Here is a 24,644-nt window from a genome sequence, read left to right on the forward strand (position 1 = left end):
ACTCCTCCTTCGCTCATGCATGCTCTGAAATGACATGACAATGATTGCTTTCTTTTTCCAGTATTGACGGCTCGGTATCGCTTCAATCCCATATCATCCATTTTTTCTACTTCCATTTGATATATTTCATGATTCAGGTGATTTTAGGCCACACTACTTCCGTGCTATGAAGGCTGCAATCGACCGCACAGGGGTATTTATGATACATATATAGTCATCGGAACTACACATGAAGGAGGTTCATTCTAGTAATGATTCATATATTAATCGCGGATGACGACGCGCATATTCGGGAACTGCTGCAATATCATCTTCAATCCGAAGGGTACACGGTCTTTACTGCTGCTGATGGGGAGGAAGCTTCTGCTTGCTTAGCGGAGGAACAGGTTCACCTGGCTGTTGTGGATGTCATGATGCCGAACAAGGACGGTTATCAGCTCTGCGAAGAAATTCGGCGTTATTATGATTTTCCCGTTATTCTGCTGACGGCCAAGGATCAGCTCGTGGATAAGGAGAAAGGCTTTGCTGTTGGAACGGATGACTACTTAACCAAACCATTTGAACCAAGGGAGCTGCTGTTTCGAATCAAGGCGCTTTTGCGGCGGTATCAGATGGTCAGCGCGGATAAGATCCATCTGAACGAAACCATCATCGACCGCAAAAGCTATGAAGTCCAGGGGCACGGGAAGGTACTGATGCTGCCGATGAAGGAATTTGAACTTCTCTCCCAGCTTGCGAGCTACCCGGACCGGACGTTCTCGCGCGAGGAATTGATTCAGCTCATCTGGGGAACGGATTTTGACGGAGATGACCGGACCGTTGACGTCCATATCAAACGGCTGCGGGAACGCTTCGCGGACCGAAGCGGAGATTTCCAAATACGGACCATTCGGGGTGTGGGGTATAAATTGGAGGCGATGCCGCAGTGAAAACCCTCTATTCGCGAATCGTCCTCACTACCATCGCCATTATGGTTATCAGCAGCTTGATTGCTTTTGTGCTGTCCAATCTCTACTACCAGTACAATCTCAAGCCATTTAATGATCAGAAGGTCACCACCATGGCCAAGGATATCGGCGATTTCTATGACAGCCACCCGGAGATTGATATTCATGAATATCTCCACCACATCGGACAGCTCGGCTATCAATTCTATCTGGTGAACAATCAAGGCAAAGAGTGGTTCTATGGCGGCTTATTCCGTGAACGCGATCTCTCGACCGAAACGGTGCAGCGGGTACTGAACGGGAAGGTGTACCATGGCATCGGGGAGTTCCCATCTGAACTGTTCATTACCGGTTTTTTCGACAATGTCCTAAGCAATTCTATCGGCATTCCATTACAGGTTGACGGCAGGTCTCACGCGCTCTTCATCAGGCCCGATATTACCGTTCAATTCGGGGAAATGCGGATCTTCTTCTCGATCATTATGGCCATCGCCATCCTGCTGAGCATTCTGCTTGTAGGCATCATTACGCGATATATCGTGAAACCGATTGTGAAGTTAACTGAGGCTACCCAGAGCGTGGCGCAGGGCCAATATAACATTGAGCTGAATGTCACCCGGCGGGATGAGCTGGGACAGCTCGCAAATCATTTTTCCCAGATGGCCAAAGGTTTGGCGCAGCTGGAGCAGATGCGTCAGGAGTTTGTATCCAATGTATCGCATGAAATCCAGTCACCGCTTGCCTCCATTCAGGGCTTTTCGCAGACGCTGCAAACCAAGCGTTTGTCCGAAGAACAGCGGCAGCGTTACTTGTCGATCATTGAAGCGGAGAGCCGCCGAATATCCCAACTTAGCAAACAGCTGCTTATGCTGGCTTCCTTGGATAAGGAAGAGAACATTCTGGAGAAATCCACCTTCGACGTTGCCGAGCAAATCAGGCAGGTATTGTTTCACACCGAATGGAGCTGGCGCAGCAAGGACTTGACCATCGATATGTCGCTGCCTTCAACCTATATCTATGGTGATCAACACCTGCTGCATCAAGTATGGACCAACCTCATCACCAACAGCATTAAATTTACGGCTCCAGAGGGCGTCATCTCGCTGCGTGTCACCGAACAAAACAACAAACAATGCAGCATCGAGATCTCGGATACGGGCATTGGCATTCCGCAAGAGCATCTCCCCCACATCTTTAACAGGTTCTACCGTGTGGATGAGGCTCGGGATCGTTCCGAGGGCAGCAGCGGATTGGGCTTATCCATTACTCAGAAGATTGTTGAGCTCCATGGCGGGCGTATTGAAGTAACGAGTGAGCCTGGAAAAGGAACCACCTTCACCGTCATTCTCTCCATCGTGTAATGCAGCCTTATCGTGAGTTCATGCTCCGTTCATATTCCATTCCTATACTTGAGGCATATCCCTCAGAGATCGATAAAAAGGGATGATGCGCTACTCAATTACAGGAATGGAGATGAGAAACATGTTTCTTGCACTGCGCGAACTTCGACATGCGAAGCTGCGCTATCTGCTGATTGGCTTCATTATGGTGCTGATTGCCTGGCTCGTCCTGTTCGTGACCGGATTGGCCCAGGGACTCTCCTCTGATAACGCCTCTTCCATACAAAATATGAAAGCCGACTATCTGGTCCTTCAGGAAGAGTCCGATCATCGGATCAATCGCTCCATCCTTACCGAGGAGCTCTGGACCGAAGTACGGAGCCACCCAGGTGGAAACAAGGCCACCCCGCTGGGGGTACACATGAATACGCTGACTAAGGAAGGCTCTACAGCTAAATTCGATGCAGCTTTTTTTGCCATCGACGTGGAGAGCATGTTAGCTCCCAAGGTTGTTGAAGGTACCATGATTAACAATACGGATGCGGACCATGTCATGGCTGACCGCTCCTTGAAAGATGACGGATACCAGTTAGGTGACCGGATCGTTGATCAGGCTACAGGCGCCACATATACCATTGCGGCGTTTACTGAAGGACAGTCCTACAGCCATGCTCCGGTTATTCATATGAATTTTGAAGGGTGGAAGGCTCTTCAGCCAAGGAGTGCGAAGCAAGAACCCATCTATAGTGCAATTGTTTTGAATGGCAGTCCGGAACAAAAGGAAACCCTAGCGCGGGACATATCCGGCATTGAGATCATGACGAAAGACGAAGCGCTGCAGGGCATCCCCGGATTTAAGGAGGAGCAAGGCTCTCTTATCATGATGATTGTATTCTTGTTTGTGATCGCGGCTTTTGTCCTGGCTGTGTTCTTTTACGTCATCACGATTCAGAAAATGAATCAGTTCGGCGTCCTGAAGGCCATTGGAGCTGGAACCGGCTATCTGGTGAGGAATCTCATTTTTCAAGTCCTGACCCTTACCATCGTCAGTCTTGCGATCAGCATTGGCCTGACTTATGGAGTATCGCTCCTACTGTCCGGCATCGTACCGTTTTCATTACCCCCTTCGGTCGTCCTGCTCTGTTCGTTGCTATTCCTCGCGGTATCCCTGATGGGATCGCTATTGTCGCTGTATCGCGTCATCAAGATCGATGCCATCGAAGCTATCGGGAGGGCTGCATAATGAAATCATCCAAACTGTTATTGGATCAGGTGAGCAAACAATTCGGCGATGGGGATACCACAGTTAACGTACTTAACAACATATCACTGGACATCAAAAGCGGGGAATTTGTCGCGGTTGTTGGGCCTTCCGGCTCCGGCAAAAGTACCTTTCTCTCCATTGCAGGGGCACTGCTGTCCCCTACCCGGGGACGAATATGGATGGGCGATCAGGAGGTTACAAGGCTATCTGCAAAAAAAATGAATCAGCTGCGGCTGAACCATATCGGATTTGTCTTTCAATCCTCCAATCTGATTCCTTATCTAACTGTTCGCGATCAGCTCCTCCTGATTGCCAAGCTGGCAGGTCAGCACGGCCAGGAGCCGCAGCAGCGGGCGGATGAGCTGCTTCATCGGCTGGGTTTATCGCACCGTAAGTTTCATTACCCTGAGAGCTTATCCGGCGGCGAACGGCAGCGCGTTGCCATTGCCCGGGCATGGATGAACAATCCGGAGCTCATTCTTGCAGACGAGCCGACTGCAAGCCTGGATTCGGAGCGCGGTCGAACCGTTGTTCAGATGCTCGCCGATGAGGTCAAGTTGCGCCAGAAAGCCGCCGTCATGGTCACGCATGACAAGCGCATGCTCGATCTATGTGACCGAATCGTCTATATCGAGGACGGCAAGTTAACCGAACAGCGACCGCCCACTCTGCTATAGTATGAAAAAACCGGATTCATCCCTAGTAACCTAGTAGATGAATCCGGTTTTTATTATGCTGGATCGTGTACCTTGTCCAGCTCTCAAGAAGGCCATACGCCTCATTGAATTCGTATGGCTTCTGTCCCCCCTACATTGTTCTGACTGCATATACCCGCTGCCTTTAGCCCCAATTCCAAATTATCAGCGTGCTGTCCTCTATGTCTCTCTCCATTATAGGGTGGATGGACAACCGACTAAGGGATAATATTATTCAAATGAAGGGACAAATTCTTCCACATTTTGGGTATCAATGTTATCTCAAAGGTGTTTCTTGATTTCACTTCATTGCCCAAAAGAAAAACCCGCCGACAATATCATCGGCAGGATCATGGACCTATCTTATTGTTGAAGTTGAACTTCTAGTCTCTCTATTCTTGGTCCAACGCTAGATTATTTCTCGTAAATCGGAAGCACTTGATTCGTCTGCTCCCGGTTGCGGCCAACGGAGAAGATAGCAATCGGAATGCCGGTCAGCTCGGATACGCGCTCGACATAGCGACGGGTGTTCTCCGGCAGATCCTCCAGCGTTTTTGCTCCGGTAATGTCTTCGTTCCAGCCTGGCAGCTCTTCATAGATTGCTTCGCATTCAGCAAGCATTTTCAGGCTTGCTGGATAGTGTGTAATTTCTTCACCGCGGAATTTATATGCTGTACAGATCTTAACGGTCTCCAGACCACTCAGCACATCAAGCGAGTTCAGGGACAAGCCGGTAATTCCGCTCACACGGCGGGCATGGCGTACAACTACGCTATCGAACCAGCCTACGCGGCGAGCACGTCCGGTCACCGTGCCGTATTCATGTCCTTTTTCACGAATGTACTCACCGATCTCATTGTCCAGCTCCGTTGGGAAAGGTCCATCCCCTACACGCGTCGTATAGGATTTAGCCACACCGATCACCTGTTGAATCTTCGATGGCCCTACACCGGAGCCGATACATACACCGCCGGCAGAAGGATTCGAAGACGTAACGAACGGGTACGTGCCTTGGTCGATGTCCAGCATAACGCCTTGCGCGCCTTCGAACAATACTTTTTGATTCGCATCGATTGCATCATTCAGGATGACGGAAGTATCACGCACATATTTACGAATGATTTCGGCGTATTCCAGGTATTGCGTCAGAATCTCTTCGACATTGAGTTCTTCCCCGCCATACACCTGGGTAATGACTTGATTCTTCTCCTTCACCAGATGGCGAAGCTTCAGCTCGAACTCTTCCGCATCCATCAAATCTGCGATCCGGATGCCGTTACGTGCCGCTTTATCCATGTAGCAAGGGCCGATTCCCTTGCGGGTCGTACCGATTTTGTTCGGACCTTTTCGGTCCTCTTCCAGAGCATCCAATACCATATGATAAGGCATGATAACATGAGCACGATCACTGATTACCAGATTATCCGTGCTAAACCCGTTATCATGAATATAATTAATCTCTTCAATAAGTGCAGCCGGGTTAACGACCATACCGTTTCCGATCACACAGGTTTTATCTTTATAGAATACTCCGGATGGAATCAAGCTAAGCTTGAATTTTTTACCGTCAATCAGAATGGTGTGGCCGGCATTGTTGCCGCCTTGGTAACGGGCTACCACGTCAGCGCTTTCCGCCAAATAATCCGTGATTTTCCCTTTCCCTTCATCTCCCCATTGTGTTCCCACAACGACTACCGTTGACATATTCATTCCTCCGCCCGGGCTGTTACACCCTTAATATTTCACGTAACACTGAAGAAATAACCTCTACATGATGATTAAAATTCAACCTCACTGCACTAAAGCAGCAATACCAGTGTAACAGTCCCCATTTTTAAAGTCAAATACAAAAACGAACAATCGCACATCAGTGTGTACGATTGTTCGGAATTAGGACGAGATTATACAATGATTGCCGCATTATTCGGGGAACCACCATAAGAAAAACGACTGTCGACGTACTTTCTCTGAAGACAGACCGCGGTTAGAGGAAGTTTTTCTTGCGATATCAGGAAGGCCCAAGCTTCGAAGTTTATACTTGATATCTTAAGAAATGCCCCTAACTTACAGCCAGTGGCAGGTATCTGTCTGGCTAGACTAAGGTTGAATACCGCCGTTATCCGGCGGCGAAGGCATCGGCATGGGTTCGCTCGTAATTGACGAATTTATTAAAGTTCTTCAGGAAGACCAGTTCCACCGTGCCTACAGGACCATTACGCTGTTTGGCAATGATGATCTCGATGATGTTCTTCTTCTCCGTCTCCTGATTGTAATAATCATCCCGGTACAAGAACGCAACGATATCGGCATCCTGCTCAATCGAACCGGATTCCCGAAGGTCACTCATCATCGGACGCTTATCCTGACGCTGCTCCACTCCCCGGCTGAGCTGTGACAGAGCAATAACCGGCACTTCGAGCTCACGGGCGATTTGTTTAAGCGTACGCGAGATCTCGGATACCTCCTGCTGCCGGTTCTCCCCGGCCTTGCCGCGTCCATGAATGAGTTGGAGGTAATCGATCAGGATCATGCCGAGCCCCTTCTCCTTCTTCAGACGGCGGCACTTCGCACGTATATCGGCAACCGTAACGCCCGGTGTATCATCAATGTAGATCTCGGCTTCCGACAGAGCTGCAATGCCCATCGTGAGTTTGGACCAATCCTCATCACCCTTGAAATCACCGTTACGCATGACCCCGGCGTCCAGGTTAGCCTCCGCACAGATCATACGCTGTACGAGCTGCGGCGCTGACATCTCCAGACTGAAGATCGCTACGGTTTCCTTGGCACGAATCGCCACATTCTGGGCGATATTCAAGGCAAATGCGGTTTTACCTACGGAAGGACGGGCAGCTACGATGATCAAGTCGTTGCGCTGGAATCCGCTTGTCATTTTGTCCAAGTCCACGAAGCCGGATGGAATTCCCGTTGTATTTCCCCGGTTCTGATGGAGAACCTCCACCTTCTCGAATACTTCCATCAGCACATCGCGGATCGCAATAAACCCGCTGCCTGTGCGTCGATTGGAGATCTCGAGAATGCGACGCTCCGCCTCGCTGAGCATACCGGATACATCTTCTCCTCCGGTATATCCTTCACTGACAATCTGTGTTGCGGTTCGAATCAACCGCCGCAGCATCGATTTCTCTTCGATGATCTGGGCGTAATAATCCACGTTTGCAGCCGTCGGAACCGCATGTGCCAGCTTGGCTAAATAGCTGACGCCTCCGACCTCTTCCAGCTGCCCTTTATCTTGCAGGAGAGATGTAAGGGTCACCAGATCGATCGGTTGATTGCCTTCCCCGAGCTGCACCATAACTTCATAGATCATCTGATGCGTTTTGTCGTAGAAGTCCTCGGCCTGCACCCGCTCCATCGCTGTAATCAGCGCTTCACTTTGCAGCAGAATGGCACCCAGCACCGCCTGCTCTGCCTCAAGGTTCTGCGGGGGGACCCGATCGAAATAGAGTTCTCCTCCCATATTACTCCTCCGTAATTTGAACCTTGAGCGTCGCCTTGACGTCAGGGTGCAGCTTCACCGGAATCTGGGTAACACCCAGACTGCGGATCGGATCGCTAAGTTCAATTTTGCGTTTGTCGATTTTGATCTTCTGTCCTGCCAGAGCTTCAGCAATTTGTTTGCTGGTAATGGCACCGAACAAACGGCCGCCCTCTCCAGCTTTAGCTTTCAGGATAACCGTCATCTCTTCCAGCTTCTTGCCGAGCGCCTGCGCCTCTTCCTTCTCCTGGGCTTTGCGCTTCTCCTCGGAAGCCTGCTGCTGCTCCAGCGTCTTCATGTTGCCGTCGGTTGCCGGACGAGCGACTCCCCGCGGAATCAGGAAGTTTGTTGCGTACCCTTCCGAAACTTCCTTCACTTCACCTTTCTTGCCTTGACCCTTCATATCTTTTATGAAAATGACTTTCATTCAAATAACCCCTCTTTCGCTTCGATGTCCTTCAGTACCTCCATCAACTTCTCCTCGGCTTTCTCAGGCGTCGTATCCAGTTGTACTGCGGCGTTCGTTAAATGTCCGCCTCCCCCGAGACGTTCCATAATCATCTGAACATTCATCTTGCCCATGGAGCGGGCGCTAATGCCAATCTTGCCGTCTGTGCGTTCGCTAATGACAAACGATGCCTGCACATCCGTCATATTCAGCAGCATATCCGCTACTTGAGCGATCAGCAGCTGCGGCATAGGCTCCCCGCTCGTCGATACCGCAATGGCGATATGGTCATATACCATTTTAGCATGTTTCACGATTTCTGCCTTCGCTATAAATTCTGTCAGATCTTCCTTGAGCACCCGCTGAATCATCATCGTATCAGCTCCGTGACGCCGTAGGAAACCGGCAGCCTCGAACGTTCTCGATCCCGTGTGGAGGGCAAAATGCTTGGTATCTACCGTGATCCCCGCCAATAGGGCCGTCGCCTCAACCGGAGTAAGGGATACCCGCTCGTGAATATATTGCAGTACCTCGGTAACCAGCTCACAGGTCGAGGAGGCATACGGTTCAAGATAGATCAGCACTGCATCATTAATAAACTCTTCTCCGCGCCGGTGATGATCCATCACCACAACCCGGCTTGCGCGATGAACCAGCCGCGGCTCCATCGTCATTGAGGCTTTATGCGTATCAACCACAACGAGCAATGTATGCTCTGTCATCATCTGCATCGCTTGTTCGGTGGAGACGAAGCGGTTCATCAAGGCCTCGTCCTTGCGGACCTCTTCCATAAGCCTCGAAATCGACGGATTCATTCCCTCCATCACGATATAAGCCTCCACTTTATACATCTGGGCTGCTTTCAGTATGCCGATTGCAGCGCCGACCACGTCCATATCCGGCAGCTTATGGCCCATGATGATCACTTTGTCGCTCTCCTGCATCAAATCACGCAGCGCATGCGAGATGACACGTGCCCTTACGCGCGTCCGTTTCTCCACTGCATTGGATTTACCGCCATAGAAGGAAAGCCTTTGACCCGCTTTGACGGCAGCTTGATCTCCGCCGCGGCCCAGCGCCATATCCAAACTGGATTGTGCCAGCTGCCCTAGCTCCGTAATGTCCTCTGAACCGAAGGCAAGGCCAACGCTTAGCGTCAGCGGTACCTTCAGATCGGCGGTCATCTCCCGGACTTCATCCAAGATGAGAAAACGGCTGTTCTCCAGCGCATCCAGCGACCGGTGGTTGAGCATCATCAAATAGCGGTCCGAGGAAAGTCTCCGCAAATAGACGTTAAATTCACGCGCCCAATCGGTGATCTCACTGGTTACCTTCGCAATCAATGCCGTACGCTGTTGATCATCCATCCCCTGCGAGGCCTCATCGATGTTATCCATCATGATAATGCCCAAAGCCAATCGCTCATCCTCATACCGCTGCCTTAGCACGGCCAGCTCGGTAATCTCATCCAGATAAATGAGTCGCTCATCCGGAATGACGGTTGCTCCATAGAACTTATCCTCGTGGGAGATCTCCAGACGAATTTCTTTCGGCAGCTTCTCCTTGTTATCCTTCTTCTCTTGGGCTTCCTTCATCGCGTTAACCAGCTGAGGAAACAACTCCTGCAAGGATACCCCGACCAACGATTGATGCGGAAACATATTGACTACGAATTGGTTATGCCACTCCACTGTCTTGTCTTCGCTGTACAGCACAATGCCAAATGGCAGTACGCTTACCGCTTCGCCCTCGACCCGCTGAATCCGAAATGACAGATCCCCAATATAATCCACCAGCTCGCGGCGGAATCGCATCTCCGTCTTCAGCATCGCATAGCCGCCTACCACCGCAAGCAGCAATCCGACCAGCCCCAGAATGGTATTGTAGAACGACAGAAAAATAACAAGCAGAAGCACCAGCGCAAACGCCCAGACGGTATGATAGCCGTGCCAGCGCTTCTGCAGAAATTTAGGCATGACTCATCACCCTATCTTTTGGTTTTACTAAACGCCTGACGAAGTGGGAACGCCAAGTCCAGGATTCCGATAATCATAGCCGGCGGGAACAGCACAATCGGTAAAGCCGTCAAAAGCGGCACAATCGGATGCCACTTCCGTTCGTGAGCGAGATAGTAGAAGAACCCCAGCGCTTGGATCATGAAGCAGATCTGCAGCAAAGGTGTAGCGTTAGCCACAATCATCTTCATGAAGGTATTGTCCGAATCGACGGTTGCTATGTTGATGAAGAAAATGAGCAAGTAGTACCAGATCAGGGAACGCGGCAGCATCCATTCTCTAGCCGGCTTCAGCCGCGGCACGGACAAGCCCATGCTGCCCAGTGTAGGACGAGCCAAAGCATGGGTTACCACCGTCATGAGGAACGAGCTGATAATCATCGCAAATGGAACCAAGCGCATCGTTTGATCTTTAATGAACTGTGTATCGAGTTCTGTGCCAAGGAACTGTCCGCCTAGGCCGCCTTCTACACCCATCTCAGTGAGCGGAGCGGTCGTCATCTTCACAATCTCATCCACGTACTCCGACAGATTTAATTGGAAGAAGGCCGTGCTGATCATGAGCAGAACGAGCATTTCCACCAGCATGACAGCCATGCCATACTTCAATACCTGCATGGCAGCCTTCCGCTTCCGGTACAAATACCCCATGACGATCCCCGGAATGGCAAAATAGATCGCGAATAACACATATATGGGATGAATCAGAAGCGCGATCAGCCACACGGGCACCACATGCATGATAAATGATTTTGTATTCAAAGCCGTAAACAGAATCGCAACCGGCAGAACTAACAAGAAAGCCGTTACGATCGAAAAGGGTGTGAGTAGTGATAGCAGCAGAAGCAAATAAATAACGCTCCATACCGCCGTAGTCCAGCGCAGTTTCAATATGTTCACCTCTTACGTAAATGTTCTTCGAGCGCGGAAATATCCTGGTACCAATCTTCCAGTTGATGTCCTTCCTGCTTATGCTTTTTCAATTTCTCTAACAAGAGATCGTCCAAATCCCGATAGGTCAAGCCGAGCCTTCGGCCCAGTATGTATGAGCTCATCATCAGGCTTGCCAAACTGTCTCCAACCTTTGTAGTGCTGCCTTCCCATAGAGCTTTGAATAACCGGGATACATTGTCAATTACTTCGGTTTTGAGCCATTCAATCACTTTGGCGCGTTTAGCTACATCCAAGTCCTTCGGCATATTTGGCATATCCATCTCTCCCTGAAAACAGCTTTATTCTCCATTATAGCATAAAAAAAAGCCGCCCACACAAAGGCCCATGCACCCTGTCCATCCTTAGAACCAGCGGATAGAGATAAGCTACCTTCTCTTTGTACTCCAATCGGGCCCCGGTTATTCCTCCCCGCTCTTTCACTGCTGCCTCGCTTCTATAAAAATAGGACGTGTTACCCACATTGTCATCGTGGTCCCACGCCCTTGTTTATTCACAAATCTACTTGATTATGATGCCCCGTGAGACTCCATCGTCTCCTTGGAGACAAACCGTTCACAATACTCAATGATAAGGCTTCTGCGTACAATGCCGATAAAGCGGTTCATATCGTCCACCACAGGCACAAAGTTCTGCACCTTGGCCAGATTAATCAGATCCTCCATCCGGGCGTCAATCGACACCGGTTTAATATCCATACGAAAAGGAACATCCTTCAATAAAAATTTCGAAGCATTCTCAAAGGTGATTTTGCCATCCGAATTTTTCATATGCCACAACAGATCACCTTCCGTTACAGTCCCTGCGTACTGTCCGTTCTTATCCAGTACGGGCACAGCCGTGTATCGGTGAAACTCCATCCGTTCCAGCGTCTGCCTGAGCGTAGAATCCAGTGTTAAACAGATCACTTCCTGCTTCGGTAATAGAAAAAAAGCGATATTCATAATGCATTATCCTCCTTATGACTCCAACTTCTGAAGTCATGTTAAGTAACCTTCCTGATTTAAAGCCTAGGTATGCAGGTTACTCCTTCCCCTATCCATACTCATACATACGTTAACTTCGTCGTTCTGATTCCTTGTATAGGGCACAAAATCAGCAGCCATCCGACTGCTGATTGAGATGAAGCAACGTACTATGACATTCATCCGGGTATACCGGTGTATATTTATTTCAACTTTTGCTTCTCTGCATCTTTGGGCTGCAGCAGCTGGTCAGCCGGTGTATCCGGATTCATCCAGTTGTCAATTAAATCCCGAGCTTCCTGCACATCATCCATGTCGGGCTCGTTGTAATAGACGCCGCCAATTTTCATGCCTTCCCCCATGATTGTAAAGCTGGTCATATCCACTTTACCCCCGGTCAGCATCTGCTTCGCCAGGTCAATAATGAATTTAGGCTGCATATCGGTCTGGAAATTATCTCCCATGATCTCGATAAGTTCAGGCACCTTGCCGATCTGATCAAGCTTCATCACCCGCTTGGCCGCTACGTCCAAAAACACTTGTTGTCTCTTCGCACGATTAAAGTCGCTATCTTCCCGATATCGGACATAATTCAAAGCTTCCTCGCCGTTATAAATCGGTTTGTTGGCTTCAATCGTGAATTTCTCATGGTCTCTGCCTTTATTGACGATATCCTTGCCGATCGGCAGCTCCACGCCCCCGATGGCATCAACAACATTCTTCAAGCCCTTAAAATTAATGGAAGCATAATAATTAAGTTCTTCCTCGAAAAATGCCTCCATTGTATCTTTGGCCATTTGATGTCCGCCAAATGCAAACGCGTGGTTAATCTTGTCTTTCTTGTCCTTACCGATAATATCGACATACGTGTCCCTTGGAACCGATATTAAGAGCACTTTGGACTCCATGGGACGCACAACCGCATAGATCAACGTATCCGAACGCGCAGGTTCATCCTCCCGCTGGTCACTCCCAAGCAGCATAACGGAGAACGGTTCGCTCTGGAGTACTACAGGTTCAGGGGTCTTGTCGCTCTGGAGCGGTTTATACGATTTCTGCAATGATTCCTCTACATCTTTTGCCATAAACAGATCAAATGCTACAACCGCAAGCTGCGTTCTGAACAGAAACGCGGTGGAGCCCAGCAGTATGACCAAAGCGAGAGTAATATATATTGATTTCCTCTTCATGAGTTCGATTCCTTCTTTATTATAAAATAATTTAATGGATAAGTCAGATCGTTAAAGGTCCTTGCTTGCACCCCAAGCTACTTGGCTCACCCTCCTCTCCTTATTAAACGGGAACTCTTCCCGTTGACTCACTTCATATCAGTAGGTCAGTTCCAACACATCATCTATTGTAAACCAGATTATTGTCAAATGTGAACCCTTCACGGGCAGTTCTATAAATCTACCAACTCTTCAACGATCCGCTAAACGGGTCTCTTATCATACGTAAGAGCGGCTGTGACTCCTGAATATTGAAACCAGTCATCCAGTCGCTCTCTCCATGTTAACGTTTTAGCAAATCCGTAGTCAAACAGCTTGCGTGTCTCTTCGAATCTTGCTTCTTTAGACTCGGTACCCATGACAACGGCAACAAGCCGACTGCCTTGTTTCTCCGCGGTGCCCGTGAAGCAGTATCCTGCATTGACCGTGTACCCTGTTTTTAAGCCGTCCGTGCCTTCATAGGAATAAGGGCCTCCTACCGATGGCAGCATCCAATTGGTGTTGCTTAAATATAAATTGCGTCCACTGATCTTGGTTTGGGTCTTGCTGGAGGTGCTAAGAATATCCGGGTGGCTGCGAATCAAATGCGCTGCCAGTTTGGCCGTATCCTCTGCGGTCATCACTGTTTCTCCATTCAATGGCCAGGCTTGATCGCTGGCTGTGTCTCGCTCGACTCCTGACGCGTTCACGAATCGTGTCGCGCTGGATAAACCAATCTCTTTTGCTTTGGCATTCATTTTTCGGACAAACGCTTCCTCAGAACCCGCAAAATGCTCGGCAAGTGCTACGGCGGCATCATTCGCCGAATAAACCGTTATGCTCTGGAACAATTCGCGCACCGTCAGAATTTCACCCGATTTCAGGGCAATCTTAACTCCTCTGACGTCCGTTGCGAGATCGCTTATTTTGACTTCATCGTCCCAGGATCTGTTCCCGGTTTTGATATCATCAAGAATAACCAACTCGGTCATCAACTTGGACATGCTTGCAGGCGGTAAAGGTACATCGCCATTTTTGCTGAGCAAAATACGCCCGGTGTTTAAATCCATCAAGACAACCGCTCGCGCGTCCACCTTCGGTTTAAACCCCGCTCGTTCTATATTTCCTATGACAACCGCCCCAATCGGGACGATAATTAACAACATCATGACGAACCAAAGCCACCGTTTTCTCATAGAATTAGCCCTCCATAGTTATAGACGGTTGAAAGGCTCTTTTGGTCTGCTTTTTTCCAGAAATTTTATTTAGAAATTTTTGTAAATGCAGTCGATTAGTCACTCGAAAATAAAAGAGAGACCCCCTTCCGTCCGCAGACGGAGGAAGTCTCCCTATGAATCTATTTATTTTCTAATACATGTTCTAATTGCTGTCAGAAAACTTAGATATGAAGAGTCATATTAAGCGTAGTGACAAGCAACGAAGTGGTTATTACCCATATCACGATACTCTGGAATCTCCTGCTTGCATAGTTCTGAAGCCAGTGGACAGCGAGTATGGAACTTGCAGCCTGATGGCGGATTGGCCGGGCTCGGAATGTCGCCTTGCAGTACAATCCGCTCGCGCTTCAGCGTTGGATCCGGTACCGGAACTGCCGACAACAATGCCTTCGTATAAGGGTGCAGAGGATTGCGGAACAGTTCTTCCTTGCTAGCCATTTCTACCATCGATCCCAGATACATTACCCCAATTCGGTTGCACAGATGCTCTACAACACTGAGATCATGAGAAATGAACAAGTAGGTCAACTGTTTCTCGCGCTGCAAGTCACTAAGCAAGTTGATGATTTGCGCTTGAATCGATACGTCCAGTGCAGATACCGGCTCATCCGCTACGATAAAGTCTGGATTCAGAATCAACGCGCGGGCAATCCCGATCCGTTGACGCTGTCCACCGGAGAATTCATGCGGATAACGATCATAATGATAGGCAGCAAGGCCGCAAATCTCAAGTGTTTCAATCACGCGATCTTTAAGGTCCCTACGGTTAACTAAACCATGGTCAATGAGTGCTTCGCCGATCGCTTCGCCAACCTTGATTCTTGGGTTCAGGGAACTGAATGGATCCTGGAACACGATCTGCATTTTCGGACGGAGTGCACGCATCTTCTCTTTGGACAATGTATGGATATCTTGACCATTAAAGATAACTTTACCTTCCGTTTTCTCCAACAAACGGAGAATGGTTCGGCCAATGGTGCTTTTGCCGCAGCCGGATTCACCTACAAGCCCAAAGGATTCCCCTTTGTTGATGGTGAAGCTGACTCCGTCAACTGCTCTTACATTACCCACCGTCCGCTGCAGTATGCCGCCGGTGATGGGAAAGTATTTCTTCAAACCATCAATTTCGATCAATGCTTGACTCATTACGCTTTCCCCTCCTCTTCATACAACCAGCAAGCGACCTTATGGCCGTTAGGATCCGTACCGAGCGGAGGTGTCTTCTCTCTACAAATCTGCATGCATGATTCACAGCGATCATGGAAATGACAGTTATCTCCAAGATCTACCGGATTGGGTACCTGTCCCGGAATCGAATACAGACGTTCTTGGGTCTGGTTAATGATGGGCTTAGCTTTCAAAAGCCCTTTGGTATATGGATGCTTCGGCTGCTTGAAGAGCTCGATTACCGGAGCTTCTTCAATGACTTTTCCTGCATACATAACAACAACGTAATCAGCCATTTCGGCTACGACACCCAGGTCATGCGTAATCAGCATAATGGATGTATTCATTTTCCCTTTGATGTCGCGCATCAGATCCAAAATCTGGGCCTGGATCGTAACGTCCAGCGCAGTTGTTGGCTCATCTGCAATTAGGAGTTTGGGATTACAGCTAAGTGCAATCGCGATCATAATCCGCTGGCGCATACCACCGCTGAGCTCATGCGGATAGGAGTCGAAAATCTTCTCCGCACGCGGTATTCCTACCAGATTGATGAGTTCGATGGCACGTTGTTTAGCCTCTTTACGGTTTACGAGCTGGTGTAACACAATTGGCTCTACAATCTGCTCCCCGATCGTTAATACCGGGTTCAGTGAGGTCATTGGCTCCTGGAAGATCATGGCGATATCGTTGCCGCGAATCAAGCTCATCTCGCGCTTGCTCATCTTCAGCAGGTCCTTGCCTTCATACAGAATTTCTCCTCCTACTGGAGGTGTATCGATTAAACGCATAAGAGACATGGCTGTTACGCTTTTACCACAGCCCGACTCGCCCACCACGCACAGTGTTTCACCTTCACGGATTTTGAAGCTGACATCGTCGACGGCTTTTACAGTACCTGCGGAGGTTTGAAAATGCGTTTTTAAATTGCGGAATTCAACTAATTCTTTTGCCATATTCGCATCTCCTACTTCTTCATTTTCGGGTCAAGTGCGTCGCGAAGCCCGTCACCGATCAAGTTAATCGCAACAACGGTCACAAGAATACACATGCCTGGCGGTATCCATAACCATGGTCGCTTGCGGAAGTCGATGAGATTGTTGGCGGCAGAAATCATATTTCCCCAGGATGGTGTTGGCGGAACAACCCCGACTCCTAGGAAACTCAGTGCCGATTCAAACAGGATAGCTCCCGCTACACCAAGCGTTGCAGATACAATTATGATTGGAATCGTATTAGGAAGCAGATGGCGGAAGATTTTTCGGCGATCCTTAAGTCCCAAGGCTTCCGTTGCTTGCATAAATTCCTGTTCACGGAGCCCCAATATTTGACCACGTACGAGACGGGAAATACTGCTCCAACCCAATATACCAATGATAAGCATCAAGAAATAGATGCGTTTGGAAGGATCTACCTTCAAATCAGACAATACCGCACCCAAGATGATGAGGATTGGGAGCGTAGGCAATGCCATAAAGATGTCGGCCATACGCATAATCAGCGTATCTACCCATTTACGGTAAAACCCTGCCAAAGCTCCAAGGGTAGAACCGATAATAATGGAAATACCTGTCGCTACCAGTCCAACTGTGAGGGAAATCCTGCCTGCAAGCATCATGCGCAGGAGAATATCGCGCCCCAGTTTATCGGTTCCTAACCAATACTTTGAGCTTGGAGGCAAATTCTTATCAGCCACACTGTAATCAAATAGGGAATATGGTGAAAATATCGGGCCCATAAAACACAGCAAAAACATAAATACAATTATGAAAAGTCCGATGACAGCAAGACGGTTTCTGGAAAAACGGCGAATGGCCATTCTCCATGGAGAATCCGGCTGCTTCTTCGATACTGGTAGATTCGTTTTTAATGGTGCAGCCTCTGCGGACAAATGAATCTCCTCCTACTTTAAGCGAATTCTTGGGTCAGCGGCGCCATACAGGACATCAGATAACAAGTTACCTAGCAATGTCAATACGGAAATAAATACCGTGAAGCCGAGCATAAACGGGTAGTCCCGCATATTGATCGATTCCAGATATACCTGGCCAACCCCAGGCCAAATGAATATCTTTTCCAAAATGATGGCTCCACCAAATAAGCCTGGCAACTCGAAACCCATCAAAGTGATCGCAGGAAGCATTGCATTACGCAAAGCATGCTTGAAAATAACCGTACGTTCCTTCAATCCTTTTGCACGGGCTGTGCGGATATAATCCTGACGGATAACTTCCAGCATGCTTGTACGGAAATACCGTGTCAAGCTGCCTGTGCTTAGCATTGTAAGTACAGTCACTGGCAAGAACATATGCCATGCGATGTCAATCAGTTGCTGCCATGTGTTTCCATTCAAGCCTGAAGTTTTCATACCACCAACCGGAAACCATCCTAAATCCAAGGCAAAAATCTTGATGAGAAGGAGTCCGATAAAGAAAGAAGGCAGTGACATACACAAAAAGATAAATAAGGTTACGATCTTATCAAACAATGAATACTGAAATTTAGCCGAGAATACCCCTGCAAAGATAGCGATTATCCAGCTAAATATCAACGAAAAAACAGCAATAAAAACAGAGTTCCATACATAGTTACCCATAACGGTGGTAACCGGTTGTTTGTGCTGAAGGGAATCTCCGAGATTGCCCTTTAACATATTGCCAGCCCATGTGAAGTAACGCTCCACCGGCGGCTTATCCAAACCATAAATTTCCCGAAGCTGAGCTGCTTTCTCAGCAGTCATCGTCGGGTTATCCATTGCAGTGATATAATCACCTGGCACCATTGCTGATATTGCAAATATGAGAATCGAGATCCCGATCATTGTCGGGATAATCTGCAGCAGCCTCCGGATAATGTACTGCTTCATAATATTCCTCCCGGCTTATAAGTGGATATGCCCAGCTCTTGCGAGCTGAGCATATGTTTCCTGCTGTTATTGTTCAAGTTCGACTTTGTAAAGATCAAGCACGAAGTTTTTGTATGGAGTGATTTCCATGCCTTTAACTCGGCTGTTGATACCCCACATATCACGTCTTTGGTAAATCGGGAGATCCGGAACGTCTTGATTCAGCACTTGATATGCTTCTGCATATGCTGCTTTACGCTCTTCAAGATCGAAGGCTTTCAGACCTTTATCCATTGCTGCATCATAAGCAGGATTGGAGTATCCGATATCATTTTGCTGTCCATCCGTACGGTATACAGTAGATTCTGGATCTGGAGTCAAGCCCCATGCAGCAAAGAACATTTCGAAATCGCCTTTATCCTTCTTATCCATGATCGCATTGAAGTCTAATGTTTCTGCAATGATCTTAATGCCAAGCTCTTGGTAGTTCTGATTCATTACCGGAATCAAAGCATCTACAACCGGATTATCAGCTGTTGCAGAGAAGTGAAGCTCAAATTTCTTGCCGTCTTTCTCGCGGATGCCGTCAGCACCTGGAACCCAGCCTGCTTCATCAAGAAGCTGCTTCGCTTTCTCGATGTCGAAATCATGTGTGTCGATACCTTCAGTAGTATATGCCCACGATACATTCGATTGTGGAATGTTGATTACGTTAGCATAAGGACCATAGATAATTTCAACGATTTCTGCACGGTTCAAACCGTATAATAATGCTTGACGAACTTTCGGATCTTGGAACTTAGGATTTTTATGGTTCATGGCAACGTAACCATACCCATTGGTTGGGAAGATGTTGATGTCCAAGAAGCCCATGGATTTCAACTCTTCTACGGTATCTTCGTTAACGGTAACCATATCCATATCGATTTCACCGGATTGGAACATGGCCAATTTAGTTTCATCAGTAGTTGTTTTGTAAATTACGTTTTTGATTTTCGGAGCCCCCAGGAAGTAGTTCGGGTTAGCTTCCAATACAACCTCTTGACCAGGAGCGAAGCTCTTCAGTACATACTGACCACTACCGATTGGTTTAGTATGCAGGTTCTTCATGTACTCCAGGTTGCCTTGTTTATAATCTTTACCGTAGTATGCTTCTGGTACGAAAGAAATGTCTCCTAGAGAATCCTTCGTCATAGCGTTTGCTTCAGTTACTTCAATCTCAATGGTGTGGTCATCGATAACTTTAACACCAGAGATGTCCGTTGCTTTACCATCATGATACTCTTGACCACCTTTTACATGTGTCGAGAAGATATCAGATTGACCGTCATAGCTAGCATCATGAAGAACTTTCATCGCAAATGCATAATCTTTTACTGTTACAGGTGTGCCATCTGAATAAGTTACACCCTGTTTCAATTTAAACGTATATTTTAATTTATCCTCGGAAACTTCAACGCTTTCTGCCAAACGGTTCGAATACGTTCCATCACCGTTCAACGTGAAGAAAGAATCGAAAATTGCTTCTACAACATATTTATCATATGCTGTTTGCCAGAAGAACGGGTTGAAAACACCTTTTGGTGAAGTCATACCAACGATCAGTGTATCTTTACGATTTTTAGCAGCTGTTGGATTCTTAGATGGATCAGTTGCTTCGAAATAACCTTGGCTTTCGTCTCCAGTTTCAGCAGGCGGTTCTGTAGTATCTTTGTCGCCTTCAGCTGGTGGTGTTTGCTCCGTTTGCTCCCCTTGACTTGGCTGTTCTGCTGTTCCTCCGCCTCCACATGCTGCCAATACCGTCATGGCCAAAAGCATGATTGCAAGCAGGAGTGACATTCTTTTCTTCATGCGAATCCTCCTCTTAAAAAATGTTGTTGCAATATAAATTATCAGGACGAATATTGAAATCATCCTTAAATAATTTCGGTATTGAAGTTCTCTAGGATGTCATTGCATAATGTGAAATAAATTGAAAGTTTTACAGAAAATATACCATTGGTCAATTAGTGCCAAAGTCTCTAGCAAAATCTTCTTGCCTATAAAATTAATGTTATGATACGTGTAAATTTAGGTAACGTCAATTACTTTTTTTCATTTTTCTCAAAAATCATGTTTTTAACGTCATTTTCGAGGTTAATAATTAAGTTTATCTCCGTTGGATATCCTTAGTTTACTGAAAATGTATGTAATATCAAGATTTATTTACAATTTATAACTATATTCGTTCATGGTTTTGCAGTGTTCATGTAATATTAAATTACATATATTTCGGAATTAAAATCTATTTATTAATTTTTCGGTCTATTAGGTAATGTGTATGTTATTTAATTTAACATAACTTGAGTTGGTCTTCCCTGAATACAACTAGGAACCATTTTTATGTAATATATTATCCTTACGATATGCTTCAATTCGTTATTAGATGACGCAGATTTATGGTTCTACTTTTTCATAGTTTAGGCTCCTACTGCGTTAAAGCTTAAAAAAGCAATCCGGGACTGTGATCCGGATTGCTTTCACGTTGAATTTCATGTCAGATAAATCAACCTTGCTCTTTCATACTTGTGAACTACAGATTCTTTACCCAAGCGAGTTTTAAATCCATCTCTTCAATGCACTGCTGGTGATCATGTGTATCATCAGCCACTAACGGCGTGACCGGATACATTCGCATCTGTCCGCGGTACGTATGAAGCAGCGGATGAACCGCATGTCTTCCTTGGATTTCCGGATCCAGCCACTTTGCCATATTTTCCTCAGACAAAATCGCCGGCATTCGGGTTTCGAACTCTCGAATCGCTTCATTGGCCTCTGTCATTAGAACCGTACATGTTCTCATTTCATTTCCTCTTGCATCTCGCCATGTCTCGTATAGACCGGCCATACCAAATATTTCATGATCTCCGATAACGGTCCGTACCGCATAACTCCGTTTGCCAACCGTTCTCCAGTAATATAAACCGTTACAAGGGATCACACAGCGTCTTGTATCAATCGCTCTACGGTAAGTGGGATTTTGATCAACCGTTGTAATATCCGCATTGACCGCATCTTTACCCCAATAGGGCACTAGCCCCCACCGATACTCGTCGAGCACTCGCTCTCCCTGTTCCTGTACAATGACCGGCATGGTTTGAGTAGGGCTAATGTTGTATCGGCTTTTGTAGTAATACATTACCCGATTGATGCCAAAGCGTTGATTCACTTCATCGATCCCTGCGGACAGCGAGAATCGTCTGCACATACAACTACCTCCTTTTTCCTTTATCGTTTGGATAATAGAGGCGGAATATGCATAATAAGACTAACAACATGGAGCTTCCACTACTTGTACGCTTGTATCCCTGGAGTGGACATTATATAATTGAAAGGTTTCTGCAAGTTTTATGTAATCACATTATTAAATTTTCTTTAGCGCTCTGTCGTACCAATGTTCTGATATCATGTTTGTATACGATAGACATCATCTTCGATCAGGTAAGCTTGGGATCTACCTATAATCCTCTCTTTGGTGAGGCACCGTTTTGATGGTACTTTATTTTCAATTTTGTGATCTTCCCAGCTCTCATTTGATGAGCCGATACATACCTATATATAATAGAAGGAATTTTTTCAGATTTCTTTTTTTCGCCTTCATAATCGTATTTTTAATTCTTACAAGAGTACTCCAGTTATCTTATAAAATGTATTGCTTACAATAGACACTGTCCATTTAAAGCAGACATGGTTTCAGGGCTTTAAAACTGGAAAGCTTTACACTAGGCTTGTGTTTCTCGGTAGCTGCTTTTCCTTCTTAGTGTACACTCTGGGGAGACACGGTTCTTCTGTGGAGACATTATACACCCCAACATTTGGATAACCCTGATTCATCCCAAAATCAATAATTTCCGCATCACGTGCTGAGCTTTCACACCTGTGAGGTAAGCTTGGATTGTAACTTGTAAGACTCTCGTCTTTAACAACTCTCATCACATCCCTCCTCGAAACCAGCCTGTACTCTTCCATAATAAAAAGCGGCCCAGCCTATAAGTTAGGCTGGACCGCTCTGACACAAATGATTACTCAGTTGTGTATGGAAGCAATGCGATTTGACGGGAGCGTTTGATCGCAATCGTCAGGGCACGCTGATATTTAGCGCTAGTACCTGTTACACGACGAGGCAAGATTTTTCCGCGCTCGCTGATGAATTTCTTGAGCAGGTCTGTATCTTTATAGTCAATGTGAGTAATTTTGTTCACAGTGAAGAAACATACTTTACGACGCTTGTTGCGGCCGCCACGGCGTGCCGGTCTTTTGTCGTTGTCTCCGCCTTCTCTTTGTTTAAAAGCCATGTGTTGTCAGTCCTTTCCGTATTAAAATGGCAAATCATCATCCGAAATATCGATCGGTTTTCCTTCATCGGAAAAAGGATCCTGATTGTTGTTTCGTGAGTTGTTATTGTTCCCACGGTTTCCGCCACTGCTATTGCTGTTGCTTCCTCCGCTAAACGATGATTCCTCACGATTTCCTCCGCCACCGCTTGTTTCACGGTTTGACTCCAAGAAGCGAACATTATCGGCAATGACTTCGGTGACGTATACACGCTTACCTTCGTTATTCTCGTAATTCCGCACTTGAATGCGCCCTTCTACAGCCGTCAGACGGCCTTTACGCAGATAGTTTGCACAAGTCTCCGCAAGCTGTCTCCAGGTCACGACCGGAATGAAATCCGCTTCGCGCTCCCCGCCTTGTCCAGTAAACGGACGATCAACAGCAAGTGTAAATTGCGTTACAGCAACACCTGAAGGAGTATATCGCAGCTCGGGATCCTTAGTCAGTCGGCCAATCAAAATGACACGGTTCAACAATCCAATCCCCTCCTTAGAACGAAATCAATTACAAAGTTTTTTTACGTATTAAGCAACGTCGTTCGTGATGAGATAACGAATAACTTCGTCAGAAATCTTCATGAGACGCTCAAGTTCAGCTACAACTTCAGGTGTTGCATTGAAGTTTACCAGAACGAATACGCCATCACGGAATTTCTTGATCTCATACGCAAGACGGCGTTTACCCATTACGTCATGCTTTGTAATTTCTCCGCCGTTGGAGATGATGCCTTGGAATTTATCGACTGCAGCTTGAACAGCTTCTTGTTCAATGTCAGGACGAATAATGTACATCACTTCATATTTGCGCATATGTTTCACCTCCTTATGGACTTCGGCCCTCAATCTCTGTTGAGAGCAAGGAGCGAGTCTAACTCGCACCATAATACTATATCAGAACGGGTGATCGGATGCAAGTTTCTTTTCAATGCTGAATATGCTCTCTTCCCTTTATTACCGCGCTTTTCTCACTTTCCCTGCGATGATTTAGAATCCAATGGCGCATGATAATACATGCAGTCCATCCATCATAATGAGGAGGAATTCCACAATGGGAGAACAGTCCGAATTTCGTGCAGGTGACAAAGCCCCAAACAACGGCATTTATATGGAAGTGGGCGTCAGAGACCATATCATGGGGATCGAAAATCCTCGTCAAATCCAAATGAACAAAGGTGATACGTTTCCTGAAACCCAAAATGACGATCGTGTATGGTTAAACAAGCGCAGAGTGCAGCCTAAGTAACCACCTGAAGACATCAGCCTGGAGTTTTTACATTATGCTTACCTCGTCCTTTGCGCACGGTACGAAGTCAGGTCATGGCTTAAATCACTGTTGACCAAGCCATGCAATCTAAACATTTGATATTGGAATTTTTATCCGGTGAATTTTGTGTGTATACAAAGACACCTTTATGCGCACATTATAATCAGGCGGTGCATGAGAGAGGTGTGGTTCCGTTGAACGTTGCAGCAGAACGACGCATGAGGTTTCTGATCGTCACACGGATTGCAAGCTGAGGAAATGAGCCGAATGCTTGACCTCTTGGACAAGTGAAGCTATTGACAAGGTTCGCAGAAGTGCTGATAAAATGATTCCAATTCACAAGCACCGCCTACCCAGAAGGAAGGGCCCAATCGGGCCCTTCTTTTTTGTGCAAAAATACTCGGGACCAAAAACTCAAGTTTGTTCCAA

At 47.0% G+C, this 24,644-nt stretch carries 23 protein-coding genes; 5 read left to right on the forward strand and 18 right to left on the reverse strand.

The annotated features are described in order from the left end of the window. Positions 1–251: 251 nt before the first annotated feature. The 4 genes from MKY48_RS33350 to MKY48_RS33365 all read left to right on the forward strand — a co-directional run bounded on the left by MKY48_RS33350 (position 252) and on the right by MKY48_RS33365 (position 4,228). Positions 252–929, forward strand: coding sequence for a response regulator transcription factor (locus MKY48_RS33350; protein WP_339269120.1), 678 nt, complete (start codon positions 252–254; stop codon positions 927–929). Beyond that, the gene (locus MKY48_RS33355; RefSeq protein ID WP_339269122.1) at positions 926–2,308 is read left to right on the forward strand and encodes a HAMP domain-containing sensor histidine kinase; all 1,383 of its coding nucleotides are present in this window, start codon (positions 926–928) and stop codon (positions 2,306–2,308) included. The genes MKY48_RS33350 and MKY48_RS33355 overlap by 4 nt, the downstream gene beginning before the upstream one ends. A 121-nt stretch (positions 2,309–2,429) precedes the next feature. Next, positions 2,430–3,530 (forward strand): ABC transporter permease, encoded by a 1,101-nt coding sequence (locus MKY48_RS33360; protein WP_339269124.1) that lies wholly within the window; start codon positions 2,430–2,432, stop codon positions 3,528–3,530. Next, the gene (locus MKY48_RS33365; protein ID WP_339269126.1) at positions 3,530–4,228 is read left to right on the forward strand and encodes an ABC transporter ATP-binding protein; all 699 of its coding nucleotides are present in this window, start codon (positions 3,530–3,532) and stop codon (positions 4,226–4,228) included. The genes MKY48_RS33360 and MKY48_RS33365 overlap by 1 nt, the downstream gene beginning before the upstream one ends. A gap of 432 nt (positions 4,229–4,660) precedes the next feature. Here MKY48_RS33365 and MKY48_RS33370 read toward each other — a convergent pair whose 3' ends face one another. The 18 genes from MKY48_RS33370 to rpsF form a co-directional block, all read right to left on the reverse strand. Next, positions 4,661–5,950: an adenylosuccinate synthase gene (locus MKY48_RS33370; RefSeq protein ID WP_098749584.1), complete on the reverse strand. Its 1,290-nt coding sequence runs from the start codon at positions 5,948–5,950 to the stop codon at positions 4,661–4,663. Positions 5,951–6,362: 412 nt separating this feature from the next. Next, positions 6,363–7,727 carry a replicative DNA helicase gene (gene dnaB, locus MKY48_RS33375; protein ID WP_071219350.1) on the reverse strand — a complete coding sequence of 455 codons (1,365 nt, stop codon included), beginning with the start codon at positions 7,725–7,727 and terminating at the stop codon, positions 6,363–6,365. 1 nt (position 7,728) lies between these two features. Beyond that, the gene (gene rplI, locus MKY48_RS33380) at positions 7,729–8,172 is read right to left on the reverse strand and encodes a 50S ribosomal protein L9 (protein ID WP_339269128.1); all 444 of its coding nucleotides are present in this window, start codon (positions 8,170–8,172) and stop codon (positions 7,729–7,731) included. Beyond that, on the reverse strand, positions 8,169–10,169 hold the full coding sequence (locus tag MKY48_RS33385) for a DHH family phosphoesterase (RefSeq protein ID WP_339269130.1): 2,001 nt from the start codon (positions 10,167–10,169) through the stop codon (positions 8,169–8,171). The genes rplI and MKY48_RS33385 overlap by 4 nt, the downstream gene beginning before the upstream one ends. A gap of 11 nt (positions 10,170–10,180) precedes the next feature. Continuing rightward, the gene (locus MKY48_RS33390; protein WP_339292082.1) at positions 10,181–11,098 is read right to left on the reverse strand and encodes a DUF2232 domain-containing protein; all 918 of its coding nucleotides are present in this window, start codon (positions 11,096–11,098) and stop codon (positions 10,181–10,183) included. A gap of 5 nt (positions 11,099–11,103) precedes the next feature. Further along, the gene (locus MKY48_RS33395) at positions 11,104–11,406 is read right to left on the reverse strand and encodes a MazG-like family protein (RefSeq protein ID WP_179090743.1); all 303 of its coding nucleotides are present in this window, start codon (positions 11,404–11,406) and stop codon (positions 11,104–11,106) included. 261 nt (positions 11,407–11,667) lie between these two features. After that, the gene (locus MKY48_RS33400) at positions 11,668–12,102 is read right to left on the reverse strand and encodes a CBS domain-containing protein (RefSeq protein WP_076326274.1); all 435 of its coding nucleotides are present in this window, start codon (positions 12,100–12,102) and stop codon (positions 11,668–11,670) included. 224 nt (positions 12,103–12,326) lie between these two features. After that, positions 12,327–13,313 carry an LCP family protein gene (locus MKY48_RS33405; RefSeq protein WP_076326275.1) on the reverse strand — a complete coding sequence of 329 codons (987 nt, stop codon included), beginning with the start codon at positions 13,311–13,313 and terminating at the stop codon, positions 12,327–12,329. A 242-nt stretch (positions 13,314–13,555) separates the two neighbouring features. Then, positions 13,556–14,527, reverse strand: coding sequence for a D-alanyl-D-alanine carboxypeptidase family protein (locus MKY48_RS33410; RefSeq protein ID WP_339269135.1), 972 nt, complete (start codon positions 14,525–14,527; stop codon positions 13,556–13,558). A 222-nt stretch (positions 14,528–14,749) separates the two neighbouring features. Then, complete coding sequence (locus MKY48_RS33415; RefSeq protein WP_076326277.1) at positions 14,750–15,715, reverse strand: dipeptide ABC transporter ATP-binding protein; 966 nt, start codon at positions 15,713–15,715, stop codon at positions 14,750–14,752. Next, positions 15,715–16,689, reverse strand: coding sequence for an ABC transporter ATP-binding protein (locus MKY48_RS33420; protein WP_098749590.1), 975 nt, complete (start codon positions 16,687–16,689; stop codon positions 15,715–15,717). Before MKY48_RS33420 ends, MKY48_RS33415 begins: the two co-directional genes overlap by 1 nt. Before the next feature lie 11 nt (positions 16,690–16,700). After that, entirely contained in the window at positions 16,701–17,624 is a 924-nt protein-coding gene (gene opp4C / locus MKY48_RS33425) for an oligopeptide ABC transporter permease (protein ID WP_339269137.1), read from the reverse strand. A gap of 12 nt (positions 17,625–17,636) precedes the next feature. Next, the gene (locus MKY48_RS33430) at positions 17,637–18,599 is read right to left on the reverse strand and encodes an ABC transporter permease (protein WP_339269139.1); all 963 of its coding nucleotides are present in this window, start codon (positions 18,597–18,599) and stop codon (positions 17,637–17,639) included. 66 nt (positions 18,600–18,665) lie between these two features. After that, positions 18,666–20,429: an ABC transporter substrate-binding protein gene (locus tag MKY48_RS33435; protein ID WP_339269141.1), complete on the reverse strand. Its 1,764-nt coding sequence runs from the start codon at positions 20,427–20,429 to the stop codon at positions 18,666–18,668. A 721-nt stretch (positions 20,430–21,150) separates the two neighbouring features. Beyond that, a complete protein-coding gene (locus tag MKY48_RS33440) occupies positions 21,151–21,825 on the reverse strand; it encodes an SOS response-associated peptidase (RefSeq protein WP_339269142.1) in 675 nt (224 codons plus the stop codon). Between the two features lie 814 nt (positions 21,826–22,639). Further along, complete coding sequence (gene rpsR / locus MKY48_RS33445) at positions 22,640–22,912, reverse strand: 30S ribosomal protein S18 (protein ID WP_006207333.1); 273 nt, start codon at positions 22,910–22,912, stop codon at positions 22,640–22,642. Between the two features lie 21 nt (positions 22,913–22,933). Next, positions 22,934–23,428: a single-stranded DNA-binding protein gene (ssb, locus tag MKY48_RS33450; RefSeq protein ID WP_076326285.1), complete on the reverse strand. Its 495-nt coding sequence runs from the start codon at positions 23,426–23,428 to the stop codon at positions 22,934–22,936. Positions 23,429–23,476: 48 nt separating this feature from the next. Beyond that, positions 23,477–23,761 carry a 30S ribosomal protein S6 gene (rpsF, locus tag MKY48_RS33455; protein WP_036640509.1) on the reverse strand — a complete coding sequence of 95 codons (285 nt, stop codon included), beginning with the start codon at positions 23,759–23,761 and terminating at the stop codon, positions 23,477–23,479. A 238-nt stretch (positions 23,762–23,999) separates the two neighbouring features. Here rpsF and MKY48_RS33460 point away from each other — a divergent pair, with 238 nt between their 5' ends. Beyond that, the gene (locus MKY48_RS33460) at positions 24,000–24,194 is read left to right on the forward strand and encodes a YjzC family protein (protein ID WP_053490757.1); all 195 of its coding nucleotides are present in this window, start codon (positions 24,000–24,002) and stop codon (positions 24,192–24,194) included. Positions 24,195–24,644: the final 450 nt, after the last annotated feature.

The sequence above is a fragment of the Paenibacillus sp. FSL W8-0187 genome (assembly GCF_037969755.1).
GTDB lineage: Bacteria > Bacillota > Bacilli > Paenibacillales > Paenibacillaceae > Paenibacillus_AQ.